Source organism: Algimonas porphyrae (genome assembly GCF_041429795.1).
Taxonomy (GTDB): domain Bacteria; phylum Pseudomonadota; class Alphaproteobacteria; order Caulobacterales; family Maricaulaceae; genus Litorimonas; species Litorimonas porphyrae.
Genome location: NZ_CP163424.1, coordinates 1,856,325 through 1,882,322 on the forward strand (window position 1 = coordinate 1,856,325; position 25,998 = coordinate 1,882,322).

Genomic DNA, 25,998 nt, shown 5'->3' on the forward strand with positions numbered 1-25,998 from the left:
CACCGGAACAGGCTTTTGTTTCGTCCGATGATGGACCTTGAGAGTGCGCTCACCTAGACAGCCTCCATGACCGATCGCCTGCGCATTGCCTCCTGCCAGCTCAACCCCGTTGTCGGTGATATTTGGGGAAATGAGGCGAAGATGGATGCCGCCTATGCGCGGGCCAAATCCGATGGTGTGGATATTGCTGTCTTCCCGGAACTGATGATCCTGGGCTATCCGCCTGAAGACCTCGTCTTGCGGCCGACCGTAATCGATGATTGCCGCAAGGCCTGCGAACGTCTGGCGGGAAAAACCACCGATGGTCCGGCGCTTCTGACGACATCGCCCTGGCTTGATCATGGCAATCTCTACAATGCGGCGCTCTGGATGGAAGCGGGTAAAATCAAGCACGTAAGGCTGAAACATCATCTGCCAAACTATGGTGTGTTTGACGAGGCGCGCGTATTTACGCGCGGGCCTCTTCCCATGCCAATCACGTTCAAGGGCGTGACCATCGGGCTGCCGATCTGTGAAGATTTGTGGCAGCCGGGTGTCGCCGACCATCTGGCCGATCACGGCGCGGAGATCATGCTGTCGCCCAACGGCTCGCCTTGGCGACGGACCGCCCATGCGGAACGCACGGCGGCACTGGGCGAAAAGGTCTTCAATGAGGGTCTGCCGCTTGTCTATGTCAATCAGATAGGCGGTCAGGACGAGCTGGTCTTCGACGGATCCAGTTGGTCCATGGCGGCTGACGGCACGATCGTGCAGTCGCTCAAAAGCTTCGTAGAAGATTATGATGTGGCGGAATGGGAGATGCACGACGGCACATGGGTATGTGTGTCGGCCAAGACGGAGGCGCATTTGTCGGGCCTTGAGGCGGACTGGCGCGCCTGCTGCTTGGGCCTGGGCGATTATGTCAACAAGAACGGGTTCAAGCAGATCGTCCTTGGCCTGTCCGGTGGCGTGGATAGCGCCATTTGCGCCGCGATCGCGACGGATGCGCTGGGCCCTGAGCGTGTCTGGTCCGTAATGATGCCGAGCGAATATACGTCGGGCGACAGTCTCGAGGATGCCAAGGACTGTGCGAATGCACTTGGCATTCGCTACGACATCATACCGATCCGTCCGGCGCGGGATGCGTTTTCCGACATGCTTGCCCCACTTTTCGACGGGCTGGAGCCCGACACGACCGAAGAGAATATTCAATCGCGCATTCGGGGTCTGACCTTGATGGCGATCAGTAACAAGTTCGGGCCGATGCTGGTCACGACGGGCAACAAGTCCGAAATGGCCGTCGGTTACGCCACCATTTATGGGGACATGTCGGGCGGCTACAATCCGATCAAGGATCTCTACAAGACCGAAGTCTTCGACCTCTGTAACTGGCGGAACGCGAACAATCCGGACGACATGCTGGGTGGGGATCGCCCAATTCCCGAACGCATCATCACCAAGCCGCCCTCGGCGGAGTTGCGCGCCGATCAGAAGGATAGCGATAGCCTGCCCGACTATCCGGTGCTGGATGACATTCTGATGGGGCTGATCGAACAGGAACTTCCGGTCGAGGATATTGTCGCGCGGGGGCATACGCGGGGTGATGTCATCCGTATCCAGCGCTTGCTTTACATCGCCGAATATAAGAGACGGCAGGCCCCACCCGGCGTGAAGATCGGTTCGAAGAATTTCGGTCGCGACCGCCGTTATCCGATCACCAATCGCTATCGCGACCGTTTCGACGATTGACCGCATCATGACCAGCTCAACCACGCAGACTCGGGTCCGTTTCGCGCCCAGCCCGACCGGTAAGCTCCATGTCGGCAATGTCCGCACGGCGCTGATGAATGTGCTGCATGCGCGCAAGTCCGGTGGCACCTTCATTCTGAGGATCGATGACACGGATACGACGCGTGGCAGTGCGGAACTGGAGCAGGGGCTAAAGGATGATCTCAGCTGGCTGGGACTGCATTGGCAGGAAACATTCAACCAGTCGGACCGGTTCAAGCTTTATGACGAAGCCGCTGAAAAGCTGAAAGATATGGGTCTGCTCTACCCGGCCTATGACACGTCGGAAGAGCTGGACCGTCAACGCAAGCTGCAAGCCGTGAAAGGCAAGCCGCCCATCTATGACCGCCGGGCGCTGGAGCTGACGGATGCTCAGAAGGCGGCCTATGAAGCCGAAGGCCGACAGCCGCACTGGCGCTTCAAACTGTCGGGCCAGTCCGTCAGCTGGACAGATATGGTTCGGGGTGAGCAAAGCATCGAGACGAGCAGTATTTCCGATCCCGTCCTGATCCGCGGTGACGGGACCTATCTTTACACGCTGCCGAGCGTTTTTGACGATATCGAGTCCGGCATCACCCATGTCATTCGCGGTGAGGACCATGTCACGAATAGCGGCGCGCAGATCGAGATCTTCCGCGCCCTTCAGGGTGATATGGGGGGCGGGACGGAACCCCGCTTCGCCCATACGCCACTGCTGGTCGACAAGGATGGCGGCAAGCTCTCCAAACGTCTCGATAGCCTGTCCATGAGGCAGCTGCGCGAAGACGGCTATGAGCCGATGGCGATCCTGTCGCTGCTGGCCAAAATCGGCACGTCTGACCCGGTCGAGGAGCGTTTTACCTTGAAGCAGCTGGTCGAGGAGTTCTCCTTCGACAAGATTGGACGTGCCCCGGCCCGGTTTGACGATGACGAATTGCGCGGTCTGAATGCGAAGATCCTGCACGAAACACCCTACGCGCAGGTGAAGGACCGACTGGACGCGCTTGGCGTCGCAGGCGGCGAAGCCTTCTGGCTGGCGATTCGCGACAATATCGATGTGGTCGATGATGCGGCGGGCTGGAACACGATCCTGTTCGCGCCCATGGCCGGTCTGATCGACGCGGACGACAAGACCTTCTGCGATACGGCAGCAGAACTTCTGAGCGACGAGACGGACTGGTCCGGCCTGATCAAAACACTCAAGGCGCATACGGACCGCAAGGGCAAGGGTCTGTTCATGCCGCTGCGCAAGGCGCTGACTGGGCGTAATCACGGTCCGGAAATGGGGCCGCTGCTCAGCCTGATGGGGCCGGAGCGCGCGCGGGCCCGTCTGCGGGGCGAAACCGCCTGATGCCGGACCCGCAGGGGGACAGGCTCGCCCGGCAGGGGCGTCAATCGATCGAAGCCGGGAGTAAAAGCTTCGCGCTTGCCTCCCGGGTCCTGCCACCTCGCATTCGCGATGATGCCTCCATGCTCTATGCTTGGTGCCGCTATTGCGATGACGTCATTGACGGACAAGAAATGGGTCACGGCCAGATCGCGGATTATCGCGACGGACAAGCGGAACGGTTGAAAAAGCTCCGCGACCAGACGCGGGCTGCCCTACATGGTCAGGCCACAGACCCCATCTTTCAGGGTCTGGCACGTGTCGTGGAACGAAATGATATCCCGCACCGCCACGCATTCGAGCTGCTGAAAGGGTTCGAGATGGACGCTGAGGAGCGCGTCTATCATACAATCGATGATCTACTCGATTATGCCTACCATGTAGCCGGCGTAGTCGGTGTGATGATGGCGATGATCATGGGTACGCGCGACGCGCCGACGCTCGACCGGGCCAGTGATCTGGGACTGGCCTTTCAGCTGACGAACATCGCCCGCGACGTCATCGACGATGCGCGGGCTGACAGGGTGTTCGTGCCGCAATCGCTGCTGATCCGGCACGGCGCGCCTGTCGCACCGGATTTGCTGAAACAGCATGCCAACTGGCCCGCGGCACACAAGGCTGCCATCGATCTGATCGATATAGCGGAAGACTATTACGCGTCAGCCCGGACGGGCATTCGCGCGCTGCCCTTCCGGTGCGCTTGGGCAATCAGCGCGGCGCTGAGCGTGTACCGCGAAATCGGCGAAGTGTTGCGGGTTGGCGGTCCGGAAGCCTGGCACGGTCGGGTCGGGGCCAGCGCTAGCCGGAAAATGCGTCTGGCCGTCAGGGCGGGCAGGCCTGCGCTCATGCGGTCTTTTGTCAGAGAGGTTCCGCGGGACGGGTTTTACATGCGGCCTGCCGACTAGTTCCGGTCGAACCGGACGCTCTGCTCGGCCGCACGAAAGAGGGCGGCGGCCTTGTGCTTCGTTTCCGCCCATTCATACTCCGGCGTTGAGTCCAGAACGATCCCGGCTCCGGCGCGGACGTGCAGCATGTCATCCTTTACGATCCCGGTGCGGAGCGCGATCGCCGTGTCCATATCGCCATTAGCGCTGACATAGCCCACCGCACCGGCATAGATGCCGCGCTTTTCATCCTCCAGCTCGTCAATGATCTCCATCGCCCGGACCTTCGGCGCGCCAGAGACGGTCCCGGCGGGAAATCCCGCCATCAGCGCATCGATACAGTCCAGATCTTCACGGATATCGCCTTCGACATTGGACACGATATGCATGACGTGGCTGTAGCGTTCGACGATGAAACGTTCCGTCACACGCACGCTGCCCGCCTTGACCACGCGGCCGACATCGTTGCGACCGAGGTCGAGCAGCATCAGATGCTCGGCGCATTCTTTCGGATCGGCGAGAAGGCTGCGTTCATTTTCAATGTCTTCCGCCAAAGTCTTTCCACGCGGGCGCGTGCCTGCAATCGGACGGATTGTGACCACACCGTCGCGCAAGCGGACGAGAATTTCCGGGCTGGAGCCGATAATCTGATGATCGTCGAAATCCAGGAAATAGAGAAAAGGCGAGGGATTCATCCGACGCAGAGCCCGGTAGAGCGCAAAGGGGCTGGCCACCATCGGTGCGCTCAGCCTTTGTCCGATCACGACCTGAAACACATCGCCGGCCAGAATATAGTCGCGCGCGGCTTTTACGCGATCAGAAAATACCGGTAGATCCGTGCCCAAGGCAGGCGCAATCTCCGGCACCTGAACCGACGAAGACGGCGAGGCGGGTGTCGGACCGTCCAGGTCGGCAATCGTGGACTCGATCCGCGACTGCGCCGCATCATAATCTCCGCCCGGTGGAACCAGGGCCGCGACGATGATCTCCTGCTTGACCTGATCGAAAATGCATACGGTCCGCGGACGCACCATGATCGCATCGGGCGTGCCGATCGGATCGGGATTGGGCTGAGCCAGCACTTCCACATGACGGATCATGTCATAGCCCAGATAGCCGAACAGGCCGGCCGTCATCGGGGGCAGGTTGTCCGGCAGATCGAAGCGGCATTCAGAAATAAGGGCACGCAGTGCGTCCAACGGCTGGCCCGGCATGTCGGTATAGACGCCGCCATTGCGTGACAGCAAGGCCCTCTCACCGTCGCTGCGCCAGATCAGGTCCGGATCGAAGCCGAAGAAAGAAAACCGGCCGCGCTGTTCGCCGCCCTGAACGGACTCGAATAGAAACGCGTAAGGCTTGCCCAGTCCCGCCTTGATGAAGGCCGAGACAGGCGTGTCGATATCATTGATGACCCGGGCGAAGACGAGTTGAGGGGCGTCAGACGTACGAAACGCCTCACGTGATGGGGAGAGCTCAGGGGTCACGGCAGAGCTCGCGCGCTAGCTGGGCTGCTCCAGCCCGATGGCCGCGAGCATCTGGTCTTCGAAGATGCGCTGATCCTTATCCGTCGTGATCGCATTCTGGTAGGCGCGGCTGATGTCGAGCGCGATCTGTTCGGACAGGTTCTGGCGAATGATGTCGAGCATCTGGCCGCCAACGCGCTCACTATCCGTCGAGATCGAATCCAGCACACCGATTTCGTAGCGACCTTCCTTCCGGGCCGGGCCGCGTGCGATTTGGCCGACCTCCCCATCCAGCAGGCCGATAGTCACGGCAGCGGAAACGTCCGTCGGAGGGCTGACGCGCTGTATGGCGATCTCGCGCACGGTCGATCCGATTTCCTCGGCCACGACCTCCAGGCTTTCGCCCTCGCGAAGGCGAGTCGCGAGCTCCACACCTTTCTGGGTCAGGGCATCCGTCAGTTGCTGGCGTGACCACAATGCAGCGGCCAGATCGCGGACTTCGTCCAGCTCTCGTGGTCGCGCATCAATGATGTCCGTCACCCGGAAAATGGCCAGACCATTATTCGATGTCGGCGTAATGTCCGACTCGAAGCCTATATCGCTCGTGAAAACGGCCTGTAGCAGCCGGTCGTCGGATGCGATGCCCGGTATGGCGGAGAAGCCGGACAGGCGCGTTCCGTCCTGCATTGCGCCGGATCGGTCAATATAGGGATAGCTTGAAAGCGGCAGGTTCAGATCTTCTGCGAGCTCCTCGATCGTGGCGCCTTCAAGCAGCCGGTCATCGATCACGCGCTCATAGTCATTGATCCGCCGAAGCGCCTGACCTTCCAGAACGCCTTCACGCAATTCTTCGCGCATGGACTCGAACTCGGGAACATCGGACGCATTGATCGTCGTGACCGTGATGACGTCGAACGTGCCGAACTCGGTCGGGGCGACACGGGCCTCGCCCTGTAGCGCGTCGAACGCGGCTGCCGAGCTTGCAGGATTGATCAGTCCGTCCGGCTTGATGCCGGTAAATGTGTCGGGTGCAGGAAGGTTCAGATCGGCGGCGACGGCCTCTACCGTCTCGCCCGCTGTGATGCGCGCGGCCACGACGGAGGCCTGATCCTGTGTCGGTACGGCAAGGACGGTTACGTCGCGCGTCTCCGCAGCACCGATTTCGCCGGCCCCGAGGAGCGTTTCGTAACGCTCTCTCAGCAAGGATTCGATCGCTCTTTCTCTCAGAACGTTTCTGAGCGCTTCATCGATGTCGTCGAACTCGGGGACGCTGACATCCGCTGCCTGATTGACGTCCGAGTCCTCAATATAAGCATCATAGCTCTGGCGCAGATCGATGTCCGTCACTTCGATATTCGGAAAATCGAAGGGCTCGACCCGGATCATCAGGAAGCGCCGATATTCAGGGGCCGTGAACCGGGCCTGATTGGCAGCGATATAGGATTGCAGCTCCGCCTCGGTCGGCGCACTCAGCGGGTCCAGCGCTTCGACCCCGAAATCGATCACGCGCGCCTTGCGAATTTCATTGACGAATGTGTTGAAGCGTTGCGCGTAATCGCTGGGGGCGGTGATTCCGCCCATGATCGCAGGCAGGGTCTGGCGCTGGCTCAGCGCATTGACGACATCCTGTTCGAACTCAGCCTCTGTGACGCGATTATTCGCCAGCAGACGGCGTAATTGCAGACGGTCGAACTGTTGCGTGATCTCGTTCTGAAAGGCGTCGATATTTTCGACATAGCGCAACACGTCGCGATTATTGACGCCGATGCCCAGATCCTGTGAATCCGCCTCGATCGCCAATTCCTGTGACAGTTGAGCCAGTAATTGCTGCGGGATCCCGCGATCGAAAGCCTGTTGCGGGGTCAGACCTTCTCCATTTTCTTCTGCAAATCGCCGCATCTCATCATTGAAGCGATCCTGAAATTCAGCCCGGCCAACTTCGACTTCGCCGACCTTGATGACCGCATTGGAACTATTGGGCGAGAAGACGTCCTCGATCCCCCAGACGGCGAAGGCGAGAACCAGCATACCGACGAGCACGCCGACAAGAATGGTTCGGATTTTCGCGAATGCGCCCTTGGGGCGGTTATAGATATCGTCACTGGCCATAGGGCGGCGCTGTAGCAGACCGGGCCGCGCTCGCAAGCGGTTGCGTTCAGTGATCGAACGCGCCACACATTCGGTATGAAACAGCTGATTGCCGCAAACTGGAAAATGAACGGGATGCCGGGCTGGGAAGCCAAAGTTTCGGATCTGGCCGCACGGTCAGCGGACGCAGGCTGCGAATTGCTGATTTGTCCGCCCCATCCGCTTGTCGCCATGCTCTGCCAGGCTGCATCTGGCACGACTATCCAGATCGGCGGTCAGGATTGCTGCGAATTTCCGGCTGGCGCGCATACAGGAGAAACGGATCCTGACCTGCTGTCTGCGCTCGGGGCGTCCTATGTCATTCTTGGCCATTCGGAGCGCAGAACGGCTGGCGAAACGGATCAACGTGTTCAGGACAAGGCGGTCCGGGCCCAATTCAGTGCTCTGCGCCCGATCATCTGTGTCGGCGAAAGTCTGGGACAGCGCGAATCGGGTGAGGCGGTGCCAATCGTCACACGGCAGCTGGAAAACAGTCTGCCGAACGCAGGCGATTACGATATCGCCTATGAGCCGATCTGGGCCATCGGGACAGGACGGACGGCAACTGCACAGGATATTGCAGCCATGCATGCCGCCATTCGTAAGGCGGTCGGGGACGGACCCCGAATTCTCTATGGCGGATCAGTCAAGCCGGCCAATGCGCGTGAAATTCTGCATTTGCCTGATGTCGGCGGCGCACTGGTCGGCGGCGCGAGCCTGGAAATGGACAGTTTCGCACAGATCGCCGCCGCCTCTCACTAGGGCGTTAACGCCGCGCTAACCATAAAAGTCCAGTTTCGCGACAAACGACTCGCGAGACTTTCATGCGTATTCTGAACCTGACGCTTCTGTCGACGATCCTTGCAGCTCCAGCTTTTGCAGCTGATCTAGGGACATACAGGCCTGGGACACCCTATCACAGCACAGTCGTGCCGGGCGCAGATGTGTGCGAAAGCCAATGTGCGGGCGATGCGCGCTGTCGCGGCTGGAACTATGTCAAAGCAGTGCCAAGCGCGCCGGGCGTCTGCGAATTCCAGTCATCCGTCGGTCAGCCCATTTCCAGCGCCGTGTCGATCAGCGGTATCAGCCCGTCGGCCACGCCCATGCCGGGCCGTGTCGTTGCAGGGGACACCCACACGATCCGTGTCGGCACAGCAGTCACGCCAATTCCTGAACAGCGCCGGATTGTCAGGCAGGCTGTGCCTGCACAATCGGGGGCGCACCAACCGGCGACTTACCGATCGGCTGCTCCGCAGGGCTTGCAACCCATGCTGGACACGCAGGCGCGGATCGTCAGACCCGCGCAGCAACCTGCGCCAGCGCCGCGTGGTCGGGCTCGCACGGCCCCGCAATCGCAGCAATTCCGCTCGCCGCAACCGCAAGCGCCATTCCGGGCTCAAATCCCTGGTCAGATGCAGCCTGGTTATGGTCAGATCGCGACGGCGCAGCCCGTCATAGCCCAACCGGCCCTGCGACAGGGACGTCCGCCGATCGGCCAGCCGATCCCTGCGCCAGAGACCTACCCCGCGTCGCAAGGGTCGGGCTATCAGTCGCAAACCGTTCAGCCGAAAATGTCACAAGCTCCGGTTTATCAAGGCCAGATGAACCAAGGACAGCCTTATCAAGGGCCAATTTCTCAGGGACCAATTTCTCAGGGACCGATCTATCAAGGTCAGCCCGTTCAGTCGCCAATGGCCGGGGCGCGACAAGCCTCGCCGCAAGCGATGCCGCGTTCATCCGTTACCCGTCCGATCGGCTTTCATCAGGGGCAGGCGGCGAGTCCCAGCCTTTACGGCCATCTGAATGATGATGTGCCGCGCGCGGCGGCACCCGTGACGCAAGGCTATGCGCAGCCTGTAACCCCGATCGATCAGACCCAGCTGGCGGGTGCGCGGCGATAGCGGGCAACGCGCCTAACCCCTGTCACAAGCGCGGCTCCCGACAGCCGAACCCAGGCAAACATCACGAAAATGACGAAGCAGAGTGACGCAGCGGTTTGCAGGCGTGCGGACAGAAAGCTGGCGTCGACACCCGCCAGTAGAACGGTCTGCGTGGCACCGGATATGGCCGCGATCAGCCCCAGAAACAGCCAGAAACCGACCCAGTAGAAATTGATCAACTTAGATTGGCGTTCGAACGATGCAGGCAGAAAGCACAGGCTGACAAAACCGACCGTGATCGCAAACATGATCAGAGAGGGTAGATAAGCACTGAGCGACATGGGCAAGCCTTGCAAGATGACCCGTTGGGGCGATGCAAAGCGCGATGCAAGGGGCCTGCCATTTCAGCCCATCTTACCGGATTGACAGAATAGGCTAGCGGCGTTCCTTCGTCGTCAGGAAGCGCAGATGGGGGTTTTTCTCCTGCGCATAGCCAATGTCCCAAGCCGACTTGGCTAGAAAAACCGGATCACCATCAATGTCTTCGGCCATGTTCATCATGTTCTTGTCGACGAATGCCTTCAATTTGGCCGGGTCGTCCGACGTAACCCAACGGGCCGTCTGAAACGGCGGGGACTCGAACTGCACACCGAGACCATATTCGGTCTTGATACGCTCGCGCATCACATCGATCTGCAGGCTTCCGACGGCTCCGACGATCATGTCCGCGCCGAAATTCGGCTTGAACAGCTGGGTGACGCCTTCTTCGGCCAGGGATTCGAGCGCCTTGCGAAGATGTTTGGCTTTGAGCGGGTCTTCCAGCCGGGCGCGCCGCAGGATTTCAGGCGCGAAATTGGGGATGCCAGCAAACTTGATCTTGCCGGATTCCGACAGGCTATCGCCGACGCGCAAAACACCGTGGTTCGGAATTCCGATTACATCGCCGGCATAGGCTTCCTGCGCCAGTTCCCGATCCTGAGCAAAGAACATGACCGGATTATGCACGGACAAGCCCTTGCCGTCGGCGGTCTTGAGCTTCATCCCGCGTTTAAACTCGCCCGATACCATACGGTAGAAGGCGACGCGGTCGCGGTGGTTCAGGTCCATATTGGCCTGTACTTTGAACACGAAGCCCGACACTTCCTTGTCGGTGGGCTTTATTTCGACATCTTGCCCCGCTTTGACTGCGGGTTCGGCCTGCGGCATGGGCGCGAATTCCGCCAGCGCGTCGATCAGTTCCAGAACGCCGAACTTACGTAGCGCGCTACCGAAATAGACGGGCGTCATATGGCCTTCGCGGAAGGATTGCTCGTTGAAGTCAGGATATTCGCGAGCCAGTTCGGCTTCCATCTGGAACTCTTCCAGCAGCGCGTCATCATCAAATGTCTGGCCAATCGAATTGCCGTCCATGGGCGTCCAGTGATGGTCTTCCCCGCTATCCTGCTTGGCAAAAGCCAGAAACTGATTGGTCCGGAGGTCGGCGATTCCGCGAAACCGCCGTCCGGATGCGGCGGGCCACTGCATCGGCACGACGTCGAGCGCCAGCTTGTCCTCGATTTCCGCGATCAGGTCGAACGGGTCGACGCCCTCCCGGTCCAGCTTATTGATGAAGGTGATGATCGGAATGTCGCGCAGGCGGCAGACTTCGAACAGTTTGAGCGTCTGAGGCTCGATACCTTTGGCGACGTCCAGAACCATGACGGCGCAATCGGCGGCGGTTAGCGTACGGTAGGTGTCTTCGGAGAAGTCTTCGTGGCCCGGCGTGTCGAGCAGATTGAAGGTCAGGCCTTTATGCTCGAACGTCATGACGGAGGAACTGACTGAAATGCCGCGTTCCTGTTCGATCTTCATCCAGTCCGATTGCGTCCGCCGGGCTTCGCCGCGTGCGGCGACCTTGCCGGCCTGATGGATCGCGCCCGATGCCAGCAACATGTTCTCGGTCAGGGTCGTCTTGCCCGCATCCGGGTGAGAGATGATCGCGAAGACGCGCCGGGTTCTGGGCTCTGTTGCAAGGGCTTTCGACATGGCGCGCAGCTAGCGGGGCAGGGGCGGGCCGTAAAGCGCTGCCTGCACGACTTTTGACAGAGTGCGGCTCAGTTGCGAGGGGGGCCTATGAGCCAGCTGACGAAATCCCAATATAAAACTGCGGTCAAAGCCGGCAAACACCTCGACCGGGCGGCCCGGTCGATGCGGGTCCTGTCGTCGATCGCCTGGAACCCGGCGATGAAGTCGACCTTTCTCAGACGCGGAACCCTCCCGTCCCCCACCTATGCCGCAGTGCCGACGGACAAGGCCAGAGAGCATATCAAGGCAGCGCGCAAGCTGATCGATGGGGACAATGTCGTTGCCGACTGGCAGAGGCGGCTCTGCGAAACGCTGAGCAGTACGGCGGGCCTGATCGAAACGCGAGGCACGCCGGATTTCTTCACCCACAGTACGGCCCTCTATGGTCAGCCCACGCGCCTGATGCTGGACCGACAGACCAAAGTGCTCGATCTCGCCGTGCATATGGATGCGGCCCTCGAAGGGCTCGATTTTCAGCGTCTGGTCGTTGAGGGTACGGAAAAGCATCTGACAGACATCCAGTTTGCCCGTCGCCTGCGCGAGCGGCTACGGCGTCATTTTGAGACTGATGCGCCTGCTGTAGTCATCAGCCCGACCGTCAGCGCCAAGGCGGCGGCTTCCTCCAAGCGTATTCGCATTCGCCAGGGGGCGAGCTTCACGGAGCGTGACGTCGACCAGCTATTGCATCACGAAGCTTTAATTCACACGGCGACGGCCTTGAACGGTCGGGCACAGAAAACGTTTCCGATCCTCGGACGCGGACACGCCGGAACAACCGAAATTCAGGAAGGGCTGGCTGTTTTTGCGGAAATGATCACCGGTTCGATGGATCCGCGGCGCTTCAAGCGTCTGTCGGGCCGGGTCCTGGCCATTCAGATGGCCGTCGAAGGCGCCGATTTCAAAGATGTGTTCGATTTTTTCGTCGAGCGGAATGACGATCCGCAGCAATCCTATGAGAATGCCAGGCGTGTGTTTCGCGGCGGTGTGATAACGGGGGGTGCGCCTTTCACCAAGGATATGGTTTACCTGAACGGCTTGCTACGCGTGCACAATTTCATGCGCACCGTTGTCCGTATGGGCAGGTCCGATCTGATCCGCGTGCTGTTCGTCGGCAAGATGGATATTGAGGATTTGCCGGCGCTGGCACAGCTGGCGGCGGACGGCCATCTGGAGAGCCCGCGCTTCATGCCACCCTGGATCAGGGATTTGCGTTTCCTGATCAGCTATCTCGCCTATTCGTCATTTCTCAACCGGGTCAAAATGCCCGGCTTCCAGACCTACTATCAGGAAGAGTTGAAGGAAGTGCCGGATGTATGGTCGCTAGTGCGGCACGACCGAGTAGACGAGTTCGGGCGAAGACATTATCGCGGAGTGAGGACGCTTCGACCAGCTCCGGACATTGTTTTCCGTAGATCAGAAATTGCCCAGGCATCGTCCGGTCCGTTTTCGAGAAGATGAGGATCGCGCCTTCTGGAAAGCCGCAGGCCTCATTCGCGTCCAGGGCGAACATGTTGGACACATCAGCAGCGACCGACATATAGCGCACCGGTTGCGTCGTTACAGGATCGGTTGTGTCGATCGGCCATTCATAGACAGGAATATGGTGGATCGGCTTGGCCAGATGCTGATGCGCTGGATTACTCTGAGCCGGCATCTCGCCCGAAAGCAGCCAAGCGGGTTCTGTACCCAGCGCGCGGGCGATCCGCGAGAGCGCATCGGGCCGGGGGATGTGACCGCCACGTTCCCAGTTGGCAATCGTCGGCTGGGATACATCGACTTGCTTCGCCAGTTCGGACTGGGACAGGCCATATTTCTTGCGGGTTGATTTGAGACGCGTGGCGAGAGTCATAGTTTAACTTATATATAAGACGAGGCGGCGACGCTTTATGAAAAGATTTTCAACCCTTCAATAGCTCAATACACAAGGAATCACGGTTATCTGAATGCATAATGAACGTACGGAAATGTGATAAGTCTTACGAATATTACATAAGAAAAATCGATTTTAGGAGTTGTAGATTCACTGTGAGTTTCTTAACTACAGCACTGGGAAATGCCATTGAACACGACGCGCCGGAATCGGCGGATCGACATCGAACACGATTTTACAAGGGAACAACACCATGAAAGGTGATTATTGCACGCGCGAAGGCGCGGAACGACTGAAACAGCAGATTGAAGCTTATTGGGCCGAACGCGGTCACGACGTTAAGATCAATCTCGTCCAAGGCGGCTTTCTGGCCTCCATGCGCTCGGCCCGGACCGATGTGCGCTCCAACATGGTCAATGGCGTGCCGACCAAATCCAAAGCGGATTTCGGTTAACGTCTGAGCCTCAGCGCTTTGGCGCTGACGTCGTAACGATCAATCAGGGTCGGTATGAGTGCGCGGAACATTCGCAACCTCATATCGGCCCTGAGTCGTATCTGGGGGTCGTGACTGTAGCCATAGGTCATCAGCACAGCGAGCGCGCCCGCATTGCGCGCCGCGCCCATATCCGGAATTGCGTCTCCGACCAGCACGATGCGTTCGGCACGGCGATGACCAGTCGCCATGAAGACGTGGCGTGGATCGGGTTTGGACCGTGGGGCCTCATCGCCGCCGACGATACGGCTGAAATAATGGGTCAGGCCCAGTTCGCGGAGTAGAGGACGGGCCAGCCAACCGGGTTTGTTGGTGCACACCGACAGGTCTGCTCCGTTTGCCTGCAGTGCTCGCAATGTCGCTTCGACCCCCTGAAACGGCACGGAATGGCGCGCAATGTCCTCCGCGTAGCGTGTCAGGAACAAAGCCTGCAATGTGTCGAGCCGGTCCGCGTCGACGGTTCGGCCCGCACGCCACAGCGCATCCGTTATCAAACGTCTGGACCCGAAGCCTACGGCTGCGCGCGCGGCCTTGAAATCGGTCGGCCCAACCCCTTCTTCCGCAATGACGTCATTCGTGACCCGCACGAGATCAGGGGCCGTATCGACCAGTGTCCCGTCCAGATCGAAACTGATCGACAACCCGTCCAGACAGCCGCGCTTTCGACCTGAAAATTCTCGTAAATGCACCCGTGTCATCTGCGCTGCTATCGGTTAAGCGCGGCAATATGACAATGCCCGACTCCCCCCATCGTGCCCGCGCAGCCGTCATTCTGGCCGCTGGCAAAAGTACCCGAATGAAATCCACCATGTCCAAGGTCCTGCACCCGCTGGCAGGCCGCCCGCTAATCGAGTGGGTGCGGGCCAGTGCTATTCAGGCCGGATGTGACCGTATCATCTGCGTCGTCGGCGAAGCTAATGCCGATGTCCGGGCCAAGGCCGAAGCGCTCGGTATGGAAATCGCCGTCCAGGAACCACAGAATGGAACGGGTCACGCCGTGCTTTGCGCGAAGCGGGCCATTGGCGATTTCGACGGTGATATCGCCATTCTGTTCGCTGACACCCCGCTGATCCGTCATCAGACGCTTTTGTCAGTGTTTGATGCGCTGAAAGTAACGGACGTGGCCGTTCTGGGTTTCGAAGCTGAAGAGCCTGGCGCCTATGGCCGGTTGATCGAAAAGGACGGACGCCTGACCAAAATCGTCGAAGCCAAGGATGCCAGCCCGGACGAGCTCGACGTGACGCTCTGCAATAGCGGCGTCCTCGCGGCGAGCCGGGATCGCCTATTCAGTGCGCTGGATCAGGTCACCAATGATAATGCCAAGGGCGAATATTATCTTACCGATGTGGTCGATATCATGTGCCGTGATGGCGGCTCCGCCAAAGCCGTGCGCGGTGATGAAGGTGAGATGCTGGGCGTGAATTCACGCGCTGATCTGGCTTCGGCACATGCCGCGTTTCAGGCCAACATGCGTCGCATGGCACTGGAAGACGGCGTCACCTTGCGGGATCCGGATACAGTCTATTTCAGCTATGACACTGTGCTGGAACGCGACTGCGTCATCGGTGAGCATGTCGTGTTCGGACCCGGCGTCACGGTCAAGGCCCACGCGACCATCCATCCCTTCAGCCATGTTGAGGGGGCACTGGTCGGTGAGGGCGCGTCTGTCGGCCCGTTTGCGCGTCTGCGTCCGGGCGCGGAATTGGGTCCTGAGGCATTCGTCGGCAATTTCGTTGAGGTCAAGAACACGAAAATGGGCCGCGGGGCCAAGGCGTCCCACCTGACCTATCTGGGTGATGCCGAAATCGGTGAACGCGTCAATATCGGTGCCGGCACGGTAACGTGCAATTATGACGGCTATTTCAAGCACAAGACTATCATTGGCGATGGGGCCTTCATCGGAACGCATACATCGCTTGTTGCCCCTGTCACGGTCGGCAAGCAGTCCTTTACGGCGACGGGCACGGTCGTGACCAAGGATGTACCCGATGACGCACTGATGGTCGCGCGGGCCGAGCCCGTGATCAAGCTAGGCTGGGCCAAGCGTTTTCACGAAACCATGCGTAAGAAAAAGGCCTCCAAGTCGTGAGTATCGCGAAGGAAAATGCGGCTCAGGCCGCTCTCGAATTCGTCCAGGACGGCATGGTGCTGGGCCTGGGTTCCGGCAGCACCGCAGAAATTTTCATCGAAAAGCTGGGCGATCAGGTTGCGGGCGGACTGAAAGTCACGGCCATCCCGACATCACAGCGAACTGCACAATGCGCGATCGAAGCGGGCATTACCTTGCTGGATCCCGACCGTGTGGATCATATCGACCTGACCATCGACGGGGCGGACGAAGTCGATCAGGTCTTTCAGCTGATCAAGGGAGGCGGTGCCTGTCTGCTCCGTGAAAAGATCGTCGCACAGGCCTCACGCAAAATGGTCGTCATCGTTGATGATCGTAAAATGGTCGAAACACTCGGTACGTTTCCGCTTCCGGTCGAGGTCGATCCGTTCTGCCTCGGCGTGACGGCGCAGCAGGTCTATGACGCATTGATGGCGACAGGTTGCGAGGATGGTCAGACGGTTCTGCGTCAGATGAAGGACGGCTCAGGGCCGCTCGTGACCGACGGCGGGCACTATATTCTCGACTGTCGCTGCCGCAGGATACCCGATCCCGTTGCAACGGCACGCGCCCTTGCGATGATACCGGGCGTGATGGAAACCGGCCTGTTCATCGATCTGGCCAGCACCATTATCGTCGGCGAAGTCGACCACGCCAAAGTACTGGAAATCAGACGGGAAACCTCCTCATGAGTGATTATGATTACGACCTGTTTGTCATCGGCGCCGGATCCGGTGGCGTGCGGGCCGGGCGCTTGGCAGCACAACTTGGCAAACGGGTTGGCGTGGCCGAGGAAAGCATGCCGGGCGGTACCTGCGTCGTGCGAGGCTGCGTACCGAAGAAATTTCTGGTCTACGGAGCCGATTATGGCGACGCGATCAAAAAGTCGGCGGGCTATGGCTGGTCTGTTGAGGGGGTGTCGTTCGATTGGGGTTTGCTGCGCGATTGTATCCAGAAGGAAGTGAACCGGCTGTCCGGCATCTATTCCGGCATTCTGGAAAAGAACGGTGCCGATCTCTACCGAGAGCGCGCGGAACTGGTCGATGCGCATACGATCCGGCTCTGCCAGAGCGGTGAGACGAAAACGACCGAGACGATCCTTATCGCTGTGGGCGGATCGCCTTGGACGCCCGAAATAAAGGGTATCGAACACGCCATCGTGTCCGACGATGTCTTCCATCTGCCAGAGCAGCCCAAGCGGATGCTGGTAATCGGTGGCGGTTACATTGCTTGCGAGTTTGCTGGCGTTTTTGCTGGACTTGGAACCGAAGTCATTCAGGCCTATCGCGGCGGGCGGCTGCTGAACGGTTTCGATGCCGAAGTGCGCGACGAAGTCGGAGATCTGCAGCTTCGCAACGGCATCGACACGCGGTTCAACATCAGCCCGACAGAAATCCGCAAGACGGATGGCGGCTATATCGTCAGCTTCAATAATGGCAGCAAGATCGGAACGGATTGCGTGCTGATGGCAACAGGTCGCCGACCGAATACGGCGACGCTTGGCCTTGATGCGGCGGGCGTCGATATTGACGCGGCTGGAGCGGTTCAGGTCGATAAATTCTCAAAGACGTCGCAGGACAACATCTACGCGGTCGGCGATGTCACGAATCGCATCAATCTGACTCCGGTGGCAATCCGTGAGGGCGCGGCTTTCATCGAGACCGTCTTCAAGGACAATCCGACTGCGTTCGATCACGACAATATCGCCTCTGCAGTGTTTACGCGGCCGCCCGTCGGTGTCTGCGGAATCACGGAGGGTGAAGCCCGGAAGCTCTATGGCGACGATGTCACGGTCTACACGACGGACTTCCGGCCCATGAAGAACATACTCGCGCAAGATGACCACCGCTTCTTCATGAAGCTGATTACCAAGGGCGAGGAGGAGACCGTCATCGGTGTGCATCTGGTCGGCGAGGATAGTGGTGAAATGATCCAGATGGTCGGTATCGCCATCAAGGCGAAACTGACGAAAGCCGATTTCGACGCGACATGCGCCGTCCACCCCACGATTGCAGAAGAAATCGTGACGTTAAAGCCGCGTGAAATCAACAAGACGACCGTCGTCACCTGACAACGGTCGTCTTGAATGTAAGGCAGTCGGAAGGCTGATTACTCGGCCAGCTCTTCCTGTTTTTCAATCTCAGCCGCCTTGCGTGTCTTGAAGGCTTCCAGCGCCTCTTTTTCCTGTGCGTTAGACAGCGTTTCCTTGGCTTCAGGGAAGAACTCTTTTTCTTCCTCATCCACATGGTGGACGACGCGATGAGCGAGTTTTTCGAACAGCTTGTCCCACTCTTCTGAAGCCTGATCCATGACGTCGAGCTTGGCGATCATTTCGTGCATCTGCTGATGCTCTTCGATGGCATGGCGCGTATCGTCTGTGCCTTCTGGCTCGGCCATCAGCGTGGAATAGAAGGCCTGCTCTTCAGCGGATGCGTGGGCTTCGAGCTCGATCTTGAGATCGGTCCAGAGGGTGGCGCGACGATCCGATCCGACCTTCGAGCTCTTGAGTTTTTCGATGAGATCGCGCTGCTTGTCGTGGTCTTTTTCGAGACGTTCGTAAATATCCATGATGTCCTTCCAGGTTTCGTTGACTTGAAGGATCAACGGAACCCGGAAGGATTCAGTTCCAAATGGAAGGTGCGTCAGTCTGCCTCAATCAGCCCAGCCTTGTCGGCGGCGTTGACCATGGCCTTCTGTATCTTCTCGAATGCGCGTGCTTCAATCTGACGAATGCGTTCGCGCGAAACGCCGTAAACCGTGGCGAGTTCTTCCAGCGTCAAGGGCGCTTCGGATAGACGGCGGCGCATGAAGATATCCCGTTCCCGGTCATTCAGATCGGCCATGGCGTCCTGTAACAGTTCCATGCGGGCATCATGTTCCTGCGTGTCGGCCAGCATGGATTCCTGGCTCTCGGAGTCATCCTCCAACCAGTCCTGCCATTGGGTCGAGCCGTCTTCTGCACCGATTTGGACATTCAGAGACGCGTCGCCGCCACCGAGCATGCGCCGGTTCATGGAGGTCACTTCGGTTTCCTTTACACCGAGGGTCGTCGCAATCTTGGTTACGTCTTCCGGCTTCAGGTCGCCATCCTCAATCGCCTTCATTTCGCCTTTCAAGCGTCTGAGATTGAAAAAGAGTTTCTTCTGCGCAGCCGTCGTTCCCATTTTTACGAGCGACCAGGACCGCAGCACATATTCCTGAATGGCCGCCCGAATCCACCACATCGCATAAGTCGACAGACGGAAGCCACGATCAGGGTCAAACTTTTTGACGGCCTGCATCAGCCCGACATTGCCTTCGGAAATGACTTCGCCGATCGGCAAGCCATAACCGCGATAACCCATCGCGATTTTGGCCACGAGTCGCAGGTGGGAGGTCACCATCTGCTCTGCGGCATCCGTATCGCCATCTTCCGCCCAGCGCTTGGCGAGCATGAATTCCTGATTCTTCTCCAGCATGGGAAATTTTCGGATTTCCTGCAGATAGCGGTTCAAGCCCTGTTCGGGTGACAAGGCGACGGACAAGCCGCCCGTATTGCCGGACTTTTTGGTCGCAGTCGTGCCACGCGTTGCCGGTAGTGTTTTCGTATTAGCCATAGGGCTGGGTTCCTCCAGACGGAGTTATGTAAGACATGTTGTTGCGATTTAAAGACTGCGAGGCAAACGTGGAAGACGCGTTTTCGTGACCGCGCCTGTCCATTTTGTCATTGATCGCGCTTCGCATGAAACATCTCGCCGGCCTGACGCGCATGACCGAGCCAGACATTCCAAGGGTTGAATGAAGCAGAAAACCCTCCTGATCCGTGCTCTTCCGTATGTCCTCAATCATGAAACGCTCCATTGTCTGCTAGTGCAACGCAGAGCAAGTCCGTCCGGTTTCGAGAAAGTGTGCGCGGATTGACGCAACTGTCGTGGATTGATCCCGAGAGTGGACCTGAGCCATATCGCGCGATAGAGCGCCGCGCATGGACCGTTACGACAGATTGAACCAACTCGGCGCGCAAAACCCTCTGCCGGCCTCACCGGATGAAGCCGTCTTGGAGCGCGTCGCCAATCCGTGCGATGCGCCCTATATGGTGCGGTTGGTCGCGCCGGAATTCACGTCGATATGTCCGGTGACGGGTCAGCCTGATTTCGCCCATCTGGTCGTTGACTATTCTCCCAAGGACTGGATCGTCGAGAGCAAGGCGTTTAAGCTTTTCCTTGGAAGCTACAGAAATCACGGCGATTTTCACGAAGCCTGCACGACGGGCATCGGGCAGCGCCTGGTGCGCGAAATCGACCCTCTATGGCTTCGTATCGGGGGCTACTGGTACCCGCGCGGCGGCATTCCGATCGATGTCTTCTATCAGCACGGTACACCGCCGGAGGGGCTGTGGATCCCGGATCAGGGCGTGCCGCCCTATCGCGGTCGCGGTTAGACTGCGGTTAAATGAAGGGCGTCCTCACGGAAATTTTCGTTTTCATACGCCCACTGACGCGATAGGCGACGGACATGTCACAGGTAAATCTCGTTTGCGCTCAGGCCGATGATGTCTGTGTCTGGTCCGAAATGAAACGCGAAGCGGCCAGCTATGCGGTCAGGGAAGTGGCCCTGTCGTCGCTCTTGCACGCGACCATTCTGGATCAGCAGGATCTGGGTTCTGCGCTCGTCAACCATCTATCGGAGAAACTAGCGTCCGGCGATTTCTCGGCGTTGAAATTGCGTAAGGTTCTGGCCGAAGCCATCGAGAGCGATCCCGGGCTTGTTCCGTGCATTGCGCGCGATCTGCAGGCGGTGAAGGAACGCGATCCGGCTTGTCATTCCTACCTACAGTGCTTTCTCTACTTCAAAGGCTTCCTGGCGATCCAGACGCATCGTTGCGCCCATGCGCTCTATAAGGCTGGGCGCGACCTACTGGCCTATCACCTCCAGTCGCGCAGCAGCGAACTGTTCGGGGTCGATATCAATCCGGCCGCGCAAATCGGCTGCGGGATCATGCTGGACCATGCGACGGGATTCGTGATGGGTGAGACAGCGCGGCTCGGCGATGACTGCTCAATTCTGCAAGGTGTTACACTGGGCGGAACGGGCAAATCCGATCAGGACCGCCACCCCAAGATCGGAAACCGTGTTCTGATCGGGGCCAACGCGTCCGTGCTTGGCAATATCGAAATCGAAGACGGCGCGTTGATTGCTGCCGGTTCCGTCGTTCTCAAACCCGTGTCAAAAAACTGTACAGTTGCGGGCGTCCCCGCAAAGCCGGTCGGGGGCTCTTGTGGCGACCCGGCAGCCTCCATGCATCAAGGATTCAAAGCATGACACCAGAGCAAATGAAGTCGGTCCGCGACTATCTGTGCAAACGTTTCGGAACGGAGGCGATCCGCCTCGCGCCCCGTAAGGTTCAGGACAGTGTGGAAGTCTATCTGGACGACGAAATCCTCGGGCTTCTCTATATCGACGACGAGGATCCCAACGATGTCTCCTTCGATCTGAACATCTCGATCCTGCAACAGGATCTGGACGGCTGATGGCGGTCTACGCACTGGATGAACACACGCCCGACCTGCATGACAGCGTGTGGGTTGCTGAGACCGCCTCCGTTATCGGTAATATCATTATGGCCGCACACAGTTCTGTGTGGTTCGGGGCTGTCATGCGGGGTGACAATGAACCGATCACGGTCGGCGCGCGCTCCAATGTGCAGGACAATGCCGTGCTGCATTCCGACCCGGGTCAGCCCCTGACTATTGGTGAGGACGTCATCGTCGGTCATCAGGCCATGCTGCATGGGTGCGAGATCGGCGATGGGTGCCTGGTGGGCATCGGCGCCACAATTCTCAACGGAGCGAAGATCGGCTCAGGCTCGATTGTCGGTGCGCACACACTCATTACCGAAAACAAGGTGATCCCGCCCAACAGTCTCGTGGTCGGCTCCCCGGGACGGGTGATCAAGGTGCTGGGGGAGGCGGAAGCGAGTTTCCTCAAGCTCAACGCGCAGGTCTATGTCAAGAATGCCGAGCGCTTTCAGGCTGGATTACGCCGGGTCGACTAAGGGTCCGACCGCGACGTTGGCGTCAGATCTGTCGTCCTGTACTGGCCAGCATATGGCGCATGCGCGCCTCGACCATTTGACCAAGATTGAGCGTGGCGTGATCGGCGGTCGTTGCGTCCATGACAAAGAGGCGGTCTGCGGGATTGAGCGAGCGCGAAAGCGTGTCCCGAAGCTGATCGGCCGTCATCACGGCCCGGACCAGCCAGACCGAATGCCCCAGACGCTGTGTGTCGCCGACAGATTGCAGGGCTTGCAATAAAGTCATGGCGCGTTCGGACGGGATTTCCGCCATCACCAGGAGAACGGCTGCTGCAGGCTGATTGACAGACGCAGTCGTCGCATGTGTCGATGTTGGCGTCTGTTGTACGGTCGGCACGGGCTCAGCCTGTCGGAACCAGTGCGCAAGCTCCGGCTCACTCGCAGCGGAGCAATATCCGGTTGCGGGATGACGCGACAGTTCCGAAACGCCTGTGATCCGTCCTTCTTGAACATAGGTCCACAAGGTCTGGTCATCAAAGGGGCCATAGACGACCCCGTCCACCCGCACATACCAGCGCGGTTGGGCCTGTCCGGATCTGTCGTCGATGGATGGCATCATGGGTCTATAAGCCGATCAGGAGGTTGGGGATAGTCAGGAGCGGGCGACTTGTGACGTTTTTCGCGCATTCACGGCCATGACGCCGCCCATCACGATGGCCACGACAGCACAGACAAGCGCTGCAAAGGCCACATCAAGACCGGTCATGACAAAGCGGAGCAGCATGATGGCTTCAGCCATCAGGATCAGCGCGCAAACGCCGGTCACGATGGGTTTGTCGGTTCGCCAAGCGTGAAACAGAATGCGAATTATGATCGCGGCCAGAATGATGCCTGTCAGGAAGGCCATTTCGCCTGACGCGTCGATGCCTGGAAGAAGCACCATGCGACGGGGGTCGAGCAGCATAAGCGTGAGCATCGCGAGCACGGCTTGCACGGACAGGACGGATTGGAGAGACGCCCTGTTTTCAAACCAGTCATAGAGGCCGCTGATCAGGACGATCATCTGCGTACCGAGAAGAACCGTAACCACGGATCCTCGCATGGGTGCGGTTTCCAGCATGTCTGGACCGCCATTGCCACCAAGCAAAACGAGCTGAAATGTCAGGGTTGCCACGGCAAAAACGCCTATCGCGACGAACATCGGCTCTAAGGCGCTTTTCAGCCCGCGCTGGTAGGTGCTGCGCATCAGGGCTGCGGCGCAGAGTGCAGTAATTAGGGTGACGCCAAGCGCAGAGCCGGACGGCAAGGCTGCGGACGCCATGATATGTATGTGCGCCACGAATAGCGACAGAAGCGATATGGAGGCAATGAAGCGCGATCCAGCTGTCACGCCGCCCAGCAGGCCGATGCCGAACAGCGCCAGAACGGCGATCTGTGTCCGGCCGGGCATGAGACCAAGGCCATTGCCCTGAAACAGCAGGTTGACCAAGACGATCAACGCAATACCGAGACAGAGCCGCGAATGGGCCAGTGTGCCGACAGTTGCAAATGTCATGGCTACGAGGAGATTCGTGCTGTCAGCCGGCCAGAGCCCCAGATGCGGCAGCAGTGACGTCGCCGCCATCGCCGCGCATCCTGCCACGGCGACACATAATGTGGCGCGAACCAGAAGTTGACGCATAGCCATCCCATTCAGCACGAACGTGCCGACTCCGGCTGCAAGCAAGTATGTCAGGCCCGTTTCCAGCGGAGACAGGCCGCGCAAACTCGCAAAGAGTCCGTACAGGCCGATAAAAGCGAACAGAATTATCCCGGTCTTGCGGATCAGAGACAGGCGCGTTTTGTCGGGCTCCTCATCGTCTGTTGGTGTCAGAAGGCTGCGATTGGGAGCCGGAGGCTGCGCGACCGGGGTCGCAGGCGGCGTATAAGGCTGCGGACCGCCGGAAGGTTCGACCATCGTATGGGGCGGAGCGGCATAGTAGGCGTGCGGGTCGAAAGCTTGCGGTTCGAATGCCGTGTCCACTGGCCAATGGTCGGACTGGAGCGCCTCATTGTGGGACGCGCCATGAGTGGGCGCATCAGCCCTATCGTGTGACCACGGATCATTATGCCAAGTGTCGCTGCTCATGGCAGCTCGATGTGCAACAACTGTGCCTATCAGGACGAATTCGATCGGGAAAATACACCGAAGCGGGGAAAAGGCCTATTCATCTTCCCCGGACTGTCCCCGCCGTCTGTCAGTCGCGGGTGAGGCGGCACTGGGCATATCGCCGAGAATATCAATCACTGAACGGATCAGCGGGATTTCGTGTTTCATGGCGCGATAACCTCGCTCGATCAGCTCATCCGCCCTCGTAAACTCCAGCATTCCGATATGACCGATCCGCGGCGCAACGAACACATCCGGAGGGTCGCCGGCCAGTCGCGATCGACTGATTCGGTCCATGACGATGTTCAGCGATCCCATCATGACAGACCCGATGCGGGGGCCTTTTCCGGGTTTTGTTCCACCTAGTAGGGATTTCAACAGGATACGGTCCGGTCTTAACTTGTTTAGAGACTGATGTGCCATGATCGCGATCTCCGGCATATCGGGTTCGACGATTTCGTCCCGGTCGAAATCGACCTCATAACTCGAGCCGACCGGCCCGAACGCATCGCCATTGAGCGACACGGCGATGACCATATGCGCCCCCATGGCCCGGCAGGCCGATACAGGCACCGGGTTCACCAATGCGCCGTCGATCATGTATCGGCCATCAACAAGAACCGGTTCGAATGCGCCTGGCAAAGCGTAAGATGCGCGGATGGCCGGGATGACCGGGCCCTGCTGCAGCCAGACTTCATAGCCTGTTCGCAGATCGCAGGCGACAGCGGCGAAGCGACGGTCGAACTCCTCAATATTCATGTCCTTGAGATAGTGATTGAGGACTTTGACGAGCCGTGCGCCCTTCATAAGGCCCGACCCGCCCCAAGACAGATCCATATATTGCAACACGCGTCGGCGATCGAGTGCGCGCGCCCATTTTTCGAGGCTGTCGAGACGTCCGGCGAGATAGGCAGCGCCGACGACGGAGCCGATTGACGTTCCGGCAATAATGTCCGGTTCGATCCCAGCTTCCATCAAGGCGCGCAGTGCGCCGATATGCGCCCAGCCGCGCGCGACCCCGCCTCCAAGAGCCAGTCCGAGGGGTGGGCGATCGCCAGTTCCGATTGCGGCAGTGTCGAGACGCATGACCTGCCTAGACCATGACTGTTTCGCGCCTGCAAGCTCCGCATATCAATATGATGACAGGTTGAATGGCTTGCTCATCAGCTATTGCACGGATTAGGGTAGGGTGTCGGGGGAGATGATGATGAAGCGACTGACGGTGATGCTTGCAATCGGGGCCATGAGTGCCTCTGTTCTCAGTAGTTGCGCGACGATTTCCGAAGAGGCCTGCCGCGCTGGCAGCTGGCAGGATATCGGCTTCGAGGATGGGGAGAAGGGGCGGTCCCGCTCTCGTTTGGCCAACATTGCCGAAACTTGCGCCAAATATAATGTCGTGCCTGACCGCGTCGCCTACATTCGTGGGCTGGAAGAGGGGCTGGTCCGTTACTGCACGCCCGATACAGGCTATTCGTCGGGCCGTAATGGACAGCCGCCCAATGCCGAATGCGAGGCCGGAGCCTATTCAGACTATCTGGACGCGCATGCGGATGGTGTCCTTGTCTATCAGCTCTATGCCGAACGAGATTCGCTGGTCGATCGGTGGCAGAATCGGCGCGACAAATATCTGGATGTGAGATCGCGGCTTGATGCGGTCGATCCGGACGGCGAGGGGCTGAGTGCGAAGGAAAGACGGCGTCTGGAAAGCTGGGCCGCCCGTCTGGATCATGAAATGGACGATATCAGGATCGAGATCCGCGCCTTTGAACGCATCCATGATCTCGACCGCTGGACCATTCCCAATCTGGACTGATC

25 protein-coding genes and 1 pseudogene are annotated in these 25,998 nt (G+C 59.0%); 15 read left to right on the top strand and 11 right to left on the bottom strand.

The genetic code is table 11. The features are described 5' to 3' along the window. Nucleotides 1–66 precede the first annotated feature (66 nt). Genes AB6B39_RS08935 through AB6B39_RS08945 form a run of 3 tightly spaced genes read left to right on the top strand, consistent with a single transcriptional unit; the run spans nt 67 to nt 4,038 of the window. Nucleotides 67–1,728 carry an NAD+ synthase gene (locus AB6B39_RS08935; RefSeq protein ID WP_284368938.1) on the top strand — a complete coding sequence of 554 codons (1,662 nt, stop codon included), beginning with the start codon at nt 67–69 and terminating at the stop codon, nt 1,726–1,728. Between the two features lie 7 nt (nt 1,729–1,735). Then, nucleotides 1,736–3,097, top strand: a complete 1,362-nt coding sequence (gene gltX, locus AB6B39_RS08940) for a glutamate--tRNA ligase (RefSeq protein ID WP_284368937.1) — start codon at nt 1,736–1,738, stop codon at nt 3,095–3,097. After that, nucleotides 3,097–4,038: a phytoene/squalene synthase family protein gene (locus AB6B39_RS08945; RefSeq protein ID WP_284368936.1), complete on the top strand. Its 942-nt coding sequence runs from the start codon at nt 3,097–3,099 to the stop codon at nt 4,036–4,038. The genes gltX and AB6B39_RS08945 overlap by 1 nt, the downstream gene beginning before the upstream one ends. Here the strand turns inward: AB6B39_RS08945 and trpE are convergent. Continuing rightward, nucleotides 4,035–5,501, bottom strand: coding sequence for an anthranilate synthase component I (trpE, locus tag AB6B39_RS08950; RefSeq protein ID WP_284368935.1), 1,467 nt, complete (start codon nt 5,499–5,501; stop codon nt 4,035–4,037). The two genes, AB6B39_RS08945 and trpE, sit on opposite strands and share 4 nt — an antisense overlap. 15 nt (nt 5,502–5,516) lie before the next feature. After that, the gene (locus AB6B39_RS08955; RefSeq protein ID WP_284368934.1) at nt 5,517–7,589 is read right to left on the bottom strand and encodes a SurA N-terminal domain-containing protein; all 2,073 of its coding nucleotides are present in this window, start codon (nt 7,587–7,589) and stop codon (nt 5,517–5,519) included. A gap of 75 nt (nt 7,590–7,664) precedes the next feature. Here AB6B39_RS08955 and tpiA point away from each other — a divergent pair, with 75 nt between their 5' ends. Together tpiA and AB6B39_RS08965 are read left to right on the top strand one after the other, a co-directional pair. Further along, nucleotides 7,665–8,369: a triose-phosphate isomerase gene (gene tpiA, locus AB6B39_RS08960; RefSeq protein WP_284368933.1), complete on the top strand. Its 705-nt coding sequence runs from the start codon at nt 7,665–7,667 to the stop codon at nt 8,367–8,369. 625 nt (nt 8,370–8,994) lie between these two features. Further along, entirely contained in the window at nt 8,995–9,414 is a 420-nt protein-coding gene (locus AB6B39_RS08965; protein ID WP_371398762.1) for a pentapeptide repeat-containing protein, read from the top strand. Between the two features lie 63 nt (nt 9,415–9,477). Here the strand turns inward: AB6B39_RS08965 and AB6B39_RS08970 are convergent, their stop codons facing one another. Together AB6B39_RS08970 and AB6B39_RS08975 are read right to left on the bottom strand one after the other, a co-directional pair. Next, the gene (locus tag AB6B39_RS08970; protein ID WP_284368931.1) at nt 9,478–9,828 is read right to left on the bottom strand and encodes a hypothetical protein; all 351 of its coding nucleotides are present in this window, start codon (nt 9,826–9,828) and stop codon (nt 9,478–9,480) included. A gap of 94 nt (nt 9,829–9,922) precedes the next feature. Continuing rightward, the gene (locus tag AB6B39_RS08975; RefSeq protein WP_284368930.1) at nt 9,923–11,512 is read right to left on the bottom strand and encodes a peptide chain release factor 3; all 1,590 of its coding nucleotides are present in this window, start codon (nt 11,510–11,512) and stop codon (nt 9,923–9,925) included. Nucleotides 11,513–11,599: 87 nt separating this feature from the next. Here AB6B39_RS08975 and AB6B39_RS08980 point away from each other — a divergent pair, with 87 nt between their 5' ends. Continuing rightward, nucleotides 11,600–13,009, top strand: a complete 1,410-nt coding sequence (locus AB6B39_RS08980; RefSeq protein ID WP_371398520.1) for a flavohemoglobin expression-modulating QEGLA motif protein — start codon at nt 11,600–11,602, stop codon at nt 13,007–13,009. A 256-nt stretch (nt 13,010–13,265) separates the two neighbouring features. On the opposite strand, the pseudogene AB6B39_RS08985 reads toward AB6B39_RS08980, so the two are convergent. After that, a pseudogene (locus AB6B39_RS08985) lies at nt 13,266–13,400 on the bottom strand (helix-turn-helix transcriptional regulator); the annotation flags it as partial. 274 nt (nt 13,401–13,674) lie between these two features. Here AB6B39_RS08985 and AB6B39_RS08990 point away from each other — a divergent pair. After that, a complete protein-coding gene (locus AB6B39_RS08990) occupies nt 13,675–13,875 on the top strand; it encodes a phosphoglycolate phosphatase (RefSeq protein ID WP_284368927.1) in 201 nt (66 codons plus the stop codon). On the opposite strand, the gene AB6B39_RS08995 is transcribed toward AB6B39_RS08990, so the two are convergent. Further along, a complete protein-coding gene (locus AB6B39_RS08995) occupies nt 13,872–14,612 on the bottom strand; it encodes an HAD-IA family hydrolase (RefSeq protein ID WP_284368926.1) in 741 nt (246 codons plus the stop codon). The genes AB6B39_RS08990 and AB6B39_RS08995 overlap by 4 nt on opposite strands. Nucleotides 14,613–14,641: 29 nt before the next feature. On the opposite strand from AB6B39_RS08995, the gene glmU reads away from it, so the two are divergent. From glmU to gorA, 3 genes are read left to right on the top strand one after another with little or no spacing between them, the layout of a single operon-like run. After that, complete coding sequence (gene glmU / locus AB6B39_RS09000; protein WP_284368925.1) at nt 14,642–16,003, top strand: bifunctional UDP-N-acetylglucosamine diphosphorylase/glucosamine-1-phosphate N-acetyltransferase GlmU; 1,362 nt, start codon at nt 14,642–14,644, stop codon at nt 16,001–16,003. Continuing rightward, entirely contained in the window at nt 16,000–16,713 is a 714-nt protein-coding gene (rpiA, locus tag AB6B39_RS09005; RefSeq protein WP_284368924.1) for a ribose-5-phosphate isomerase RpiA, read from the top strand. Before glmU ends, rpiA begins: the two co-directional genes overlap by 4 nt. After that, complete coding sequence (gene gorA, locus AB6B39_RS09010; protein WP_284368923.1) at nt 16,710–18,092, top strand: glutathione-disulfide reductase; 1,383 nt, start codon at nt 16,710–16,712, stop codon at nt 18,090–18,092. The genes rpiA and gorA overlap by 4 nt, the downstream gene beginning before the upstream one ends. A gap of 38 nt (nt 18,093–18,130) precedes the next feature. On the opposite strand, the gene AB6B39_RS09015 is transcribed toward gorA, so the two are convergent. Beyond that, a complete protein-coding gene (locus tag AB6B39_RS09015) occupies nt 18,131–18,589 on the bottom strand; it encodes a hemerythrin domain-containing protein (protein WP_284368922.1) in 459 nt (152 codons plus the stop codon). A gap of 74 nt (nt 18,590–18,663) precedes the next feature. Then, nucleotides 18,664–19,617 (bottom strand): RNA polymerase sigma factor RpoH, encoded by a 954-nt coding sequence (rpoH, locus tag AB6B39_RS09020; protein ID WP_284368921.1) that lies wholly within the window; start codon nt 19,615–19,617, stop codon nt 18,664–18,666. A gap of 368 nt (nt 19,618–19,985) precedes the next feature. On the opposite strand from rpoH, the gene queF reads away from it, so the two are divergent. The 4 genes from queF to AB6B39_RS09040 all read left to right on the top strand — a co-directional run bounded on the left by queF (nt 19,986) and on the right by AB6B39_RS09040 (nt 22,055). Then, nucleotides 19,986–20,441, top strand: coding sequence for a preQ(1) synthase (gene queF / locus AB6B39_RS09025; RefSeq protein ID WP_284368920.1), 456 nt, complete (start codon nt 19,986–19,988; stop codon nt 20,439–20,441). A gap of 74 nt (nt 20,442–20,515) precedes the next feature. After that, nucleotides 20,516–21,322, top strand: coding sequence for a serine O-acetyltransferase (gene cysE / locus AB6B39_RS09030; RefSeq protein WP_284368919.1), 807 nt, complete (start codon nt 20,516–20,518; stop codon nt 21,320–21,322). After that, nucleotides 21,319–21,531 (top strand): DUF3126 family protein, encoded by a 213-nt coding sequence (locus AB6B39_RS09035; protein WP_284368918.1) that lies wholly within the window; start codon nt 21,319–21,321, stop codon nt 21,529–21,531. The genes cysE and AB6B39_RS09035 overlap by 4 nt, the downstream gene beginning before the upstream one ends. Continuing rightward, nucleotides 21,531–22,055, top strand: coding sequence for a gamma carbonic anhydrase family protein (locus tag AB6B39_RS09040; RefSeq protein ID WP_284368917.1), 525 nt, complete (start codon nt 21,531–21,533; stop codon nt 22,053–22,055). The genes AB6B39_RS09035 and AB6B39_RS09040 overlap by 1 nt, the downstream gene beginning before the upstream one ends. A 22-nt stretch (nt 22,056–22,077) precedes the next feature. Here the strand turns inward: AB6B39_RS09040 and AB6B39_RS09045 are convergent, their stop codons facing one another. The 3 genes from AB6B39_RS09045 to AB6B39_RS09055 form a co-directional block, all read right to left on the bottom strand. Then, nucleotides 22,078–22,653 carry a hypothetical protein gene (locus AB6B39_RS09045; RefSeq protein WP_284368916.1) on the bottom strand — a complete coding sequence of 192 codons (576 nt, stop codon included), beginning with the start codon at nt 22,651–22,653 and terminating at the stop codon, nt 22,078–22,080. 33 nt (nt 22,654–22,686) lie between these two features. After that, nucleotides 22,687–24,162, bottom strand: a complete 1,476-nt coding sequence (locus AB6B39_RS09050; protein ID WP_284368915.1) for a hypothetical protein — start codon at nt 24,160–24,162, stop codon at nt 22,687–22,689. A 75-nt stretch (nt 24,163–24,237) separates the two neighbouring features. After that, nucleotides 24,238–25,269, bottom strand: a complete 1,032-nt coding sequence (locus AB6B39_RS09055) for a patatin-like phospholipase family protein (protein ID WP_371398521.1) — start codon at nt 25,267–25,269, stop codon at nt 24,238–24,240. A 157-nt stretch (nt 25,270–25,426) separates the two neighbouring features. Here AB6B39_RS09055 and AB6B39_RS09060 point away from each other — a divergent pair, with 157 nt between their 5' ends. After that, nucleotides 25,427–25,996 (top strand): DUF2799 domain-containing protein, encoded by a 570-nt coding sequence (locus AB6B39_RS09060; protein WP_371398522.1) that lies wholly within the window; start codon nt 25,427–25,429, stop codon nt 25,994–25,996. Nucleotides 25,997–25,998 lie beyond the last annotated feature (2 nt).

What these genes read in the sequence shown, in the direction of transcription:
- tpiA (WP_284368933.1), top strand. Translation starts at nt 7,665, where the DNA reads ATGAAACAGCTGATTGCCGCAAACTGGAAAATGAACGGGATGCCGGGC.
- rpoH (WP_284368921.1), bottom strand. Translation starts at nt 19,617, where the DNA reads ATGGCTAATACGAAAACACTACCGGCAACGCGTGGCACGACTGCGACC.
- AB6B39_RS08990 (WP_284368927.1), top strand. Translation starts at nt 13,675, where the DNA reads ATGAAAGGTGATTATTGCACGCGCGAAGGCGCGGAACGACTGAAACAG.
- gltX (WP_284368937.1), top strand. Translation starts at nt 1,736, where the DNA reads ATGACCAGCTCAACCACGCAGACTCGGGTCCGTTTCGCGCCCAGCCCG.
- AB6B39_RS08980 (WP_371398520.1), top strand. Translation starts at nt 11,600, where the DNA reads ATGAGCCAGCTGACGAAATCCCAATATAAAACTGCGGTCAAAGCCGGC.
- AB6B39_RS09055 (WP_371398521.1), bottom strand. Translation starts at nt 25,269, where the DNA reads ATGCGTCTCGACACTGCCGCAATCGGAACTGGCGATCGCCCACCCCTC.
- glmU (WP_284368925.1), top strand. Translation starts at nt 14,642, where the DNA reads ATGACAATGCCCGACTCCCCCCATCGTGCCCGCGCAGCCGTCATTCTG.
- AB6B39_RS09050 (WP_284368915.1), bottom strand. Translation starts at nt 24,162, where the DNA reads ATGAGCAGCGACACTTGGCATAATGATCCGTGGTCACACGATAGGGCT.
- AB6B39_RS08935 (WP_284368938.1), top strand. Translation starts at nt 67, where the DNA reads ATGACCGATCGCCTGCGCATTGCCTCCTGCCAGCTCAACCCCGTTGTC.
- AB6B39_RS09015 (WP_284368922.1), bottom strand. Translation starts at nt 18,589, where the DNA reads ATGGATATTTACGAACGTCTCGAAAAAGACCACGACAAGCAGCGCGAT.
- AB6B39_RS08955 (WP_284368934.1), bottom strand. Translation starts at nt 7,589, where the DNA reads ATGGCCAGTGACGATATCTATAACCGCCCCAAGGGCGCATTCGCGAAA.
- AB6B39_RS08970 (WP_284368931.1), bottom strand. Translation starts at nt 9,828, where the DNA reads ATGTCGCTCAGTGCTTATCTACCCTCTCTGATCATGTTTGCGATCACG.
- gorA (WP_284368923.1), top strand. Translation starts at nt 16,710, where the DNA reads ATGAGTGATTATGATTACGACCTGTTTGTCATCGGCGCCGGATCCGGT.
- AB6B39_RS08945 (WP_284368936.1), top strand. Translation starts at nt 3,097, where the DNA reads ATGCCGGACCCGCAGGGGGACAGGCTCGCCCGGCAGGGGCGTCAATCG.
- AB6B39_RS08995 (WP_284368926.1), bottom strand. Translation starts at nt 14,612, where the DNA reads ATGACACGGGTGCATTTACGAGAATTTTCAGGTCGAAAGCGCGGCTGT.
- AB6B39_RS09045 (WP_284368916.1), bottom strand. Translation starts at nt 22,653, where the DNA reads ATGATGCCATCCATCGACGACAGATCCGGACAGGCCCAACCGCGCTGG.
- queF (WP_284368920.1), top strand. Translation starts at nt 19,986, where the DNA reads ATGGACCGTTACGACAGATTGAACCAACTCGGCGCGCAAAACCCTCTG.
- AB6B39_RS08975 (WP_284368930.1), bottom strand. Translation starts at nt 11,512, where the DNA reads ATGTCGAAAGCCCTTGCAACAGAGCCCAGAACCCGGCGCGTCTTCGCG.
- AB6B39_RS09035 (WP_284368918.1), top strand. Translation starts at nt 21,319, where the DNA reads ATGACACCAGAGCAAATGAAGTCGGTCCGCGACTATCTGTGCAAACGT.
- AB6B39_RS09040 (WP_284368917.1), top strand. Translation starts at nt 21,531, where the DNA reads ATGGCGGTCTACGCACTGGATGAACACACGCCCGACCTGCATGACAGC.
- cysE (WP_284368919.1), top strand. Translation starts at nt 20,516, where the DNA reads ATGTCACAGGTAAATCTCGTTTGCGCTCAGGCCGATGATGTCTGTGTC.
- AB6B39_RS09060 (WP_371398522.1), top strand. Translation starts at nt 25,427, where the DNA reads ATGAGTGCCTCTGTTCTCAGTAGTTGCGCGACGATTTCCGAAGAGGCC.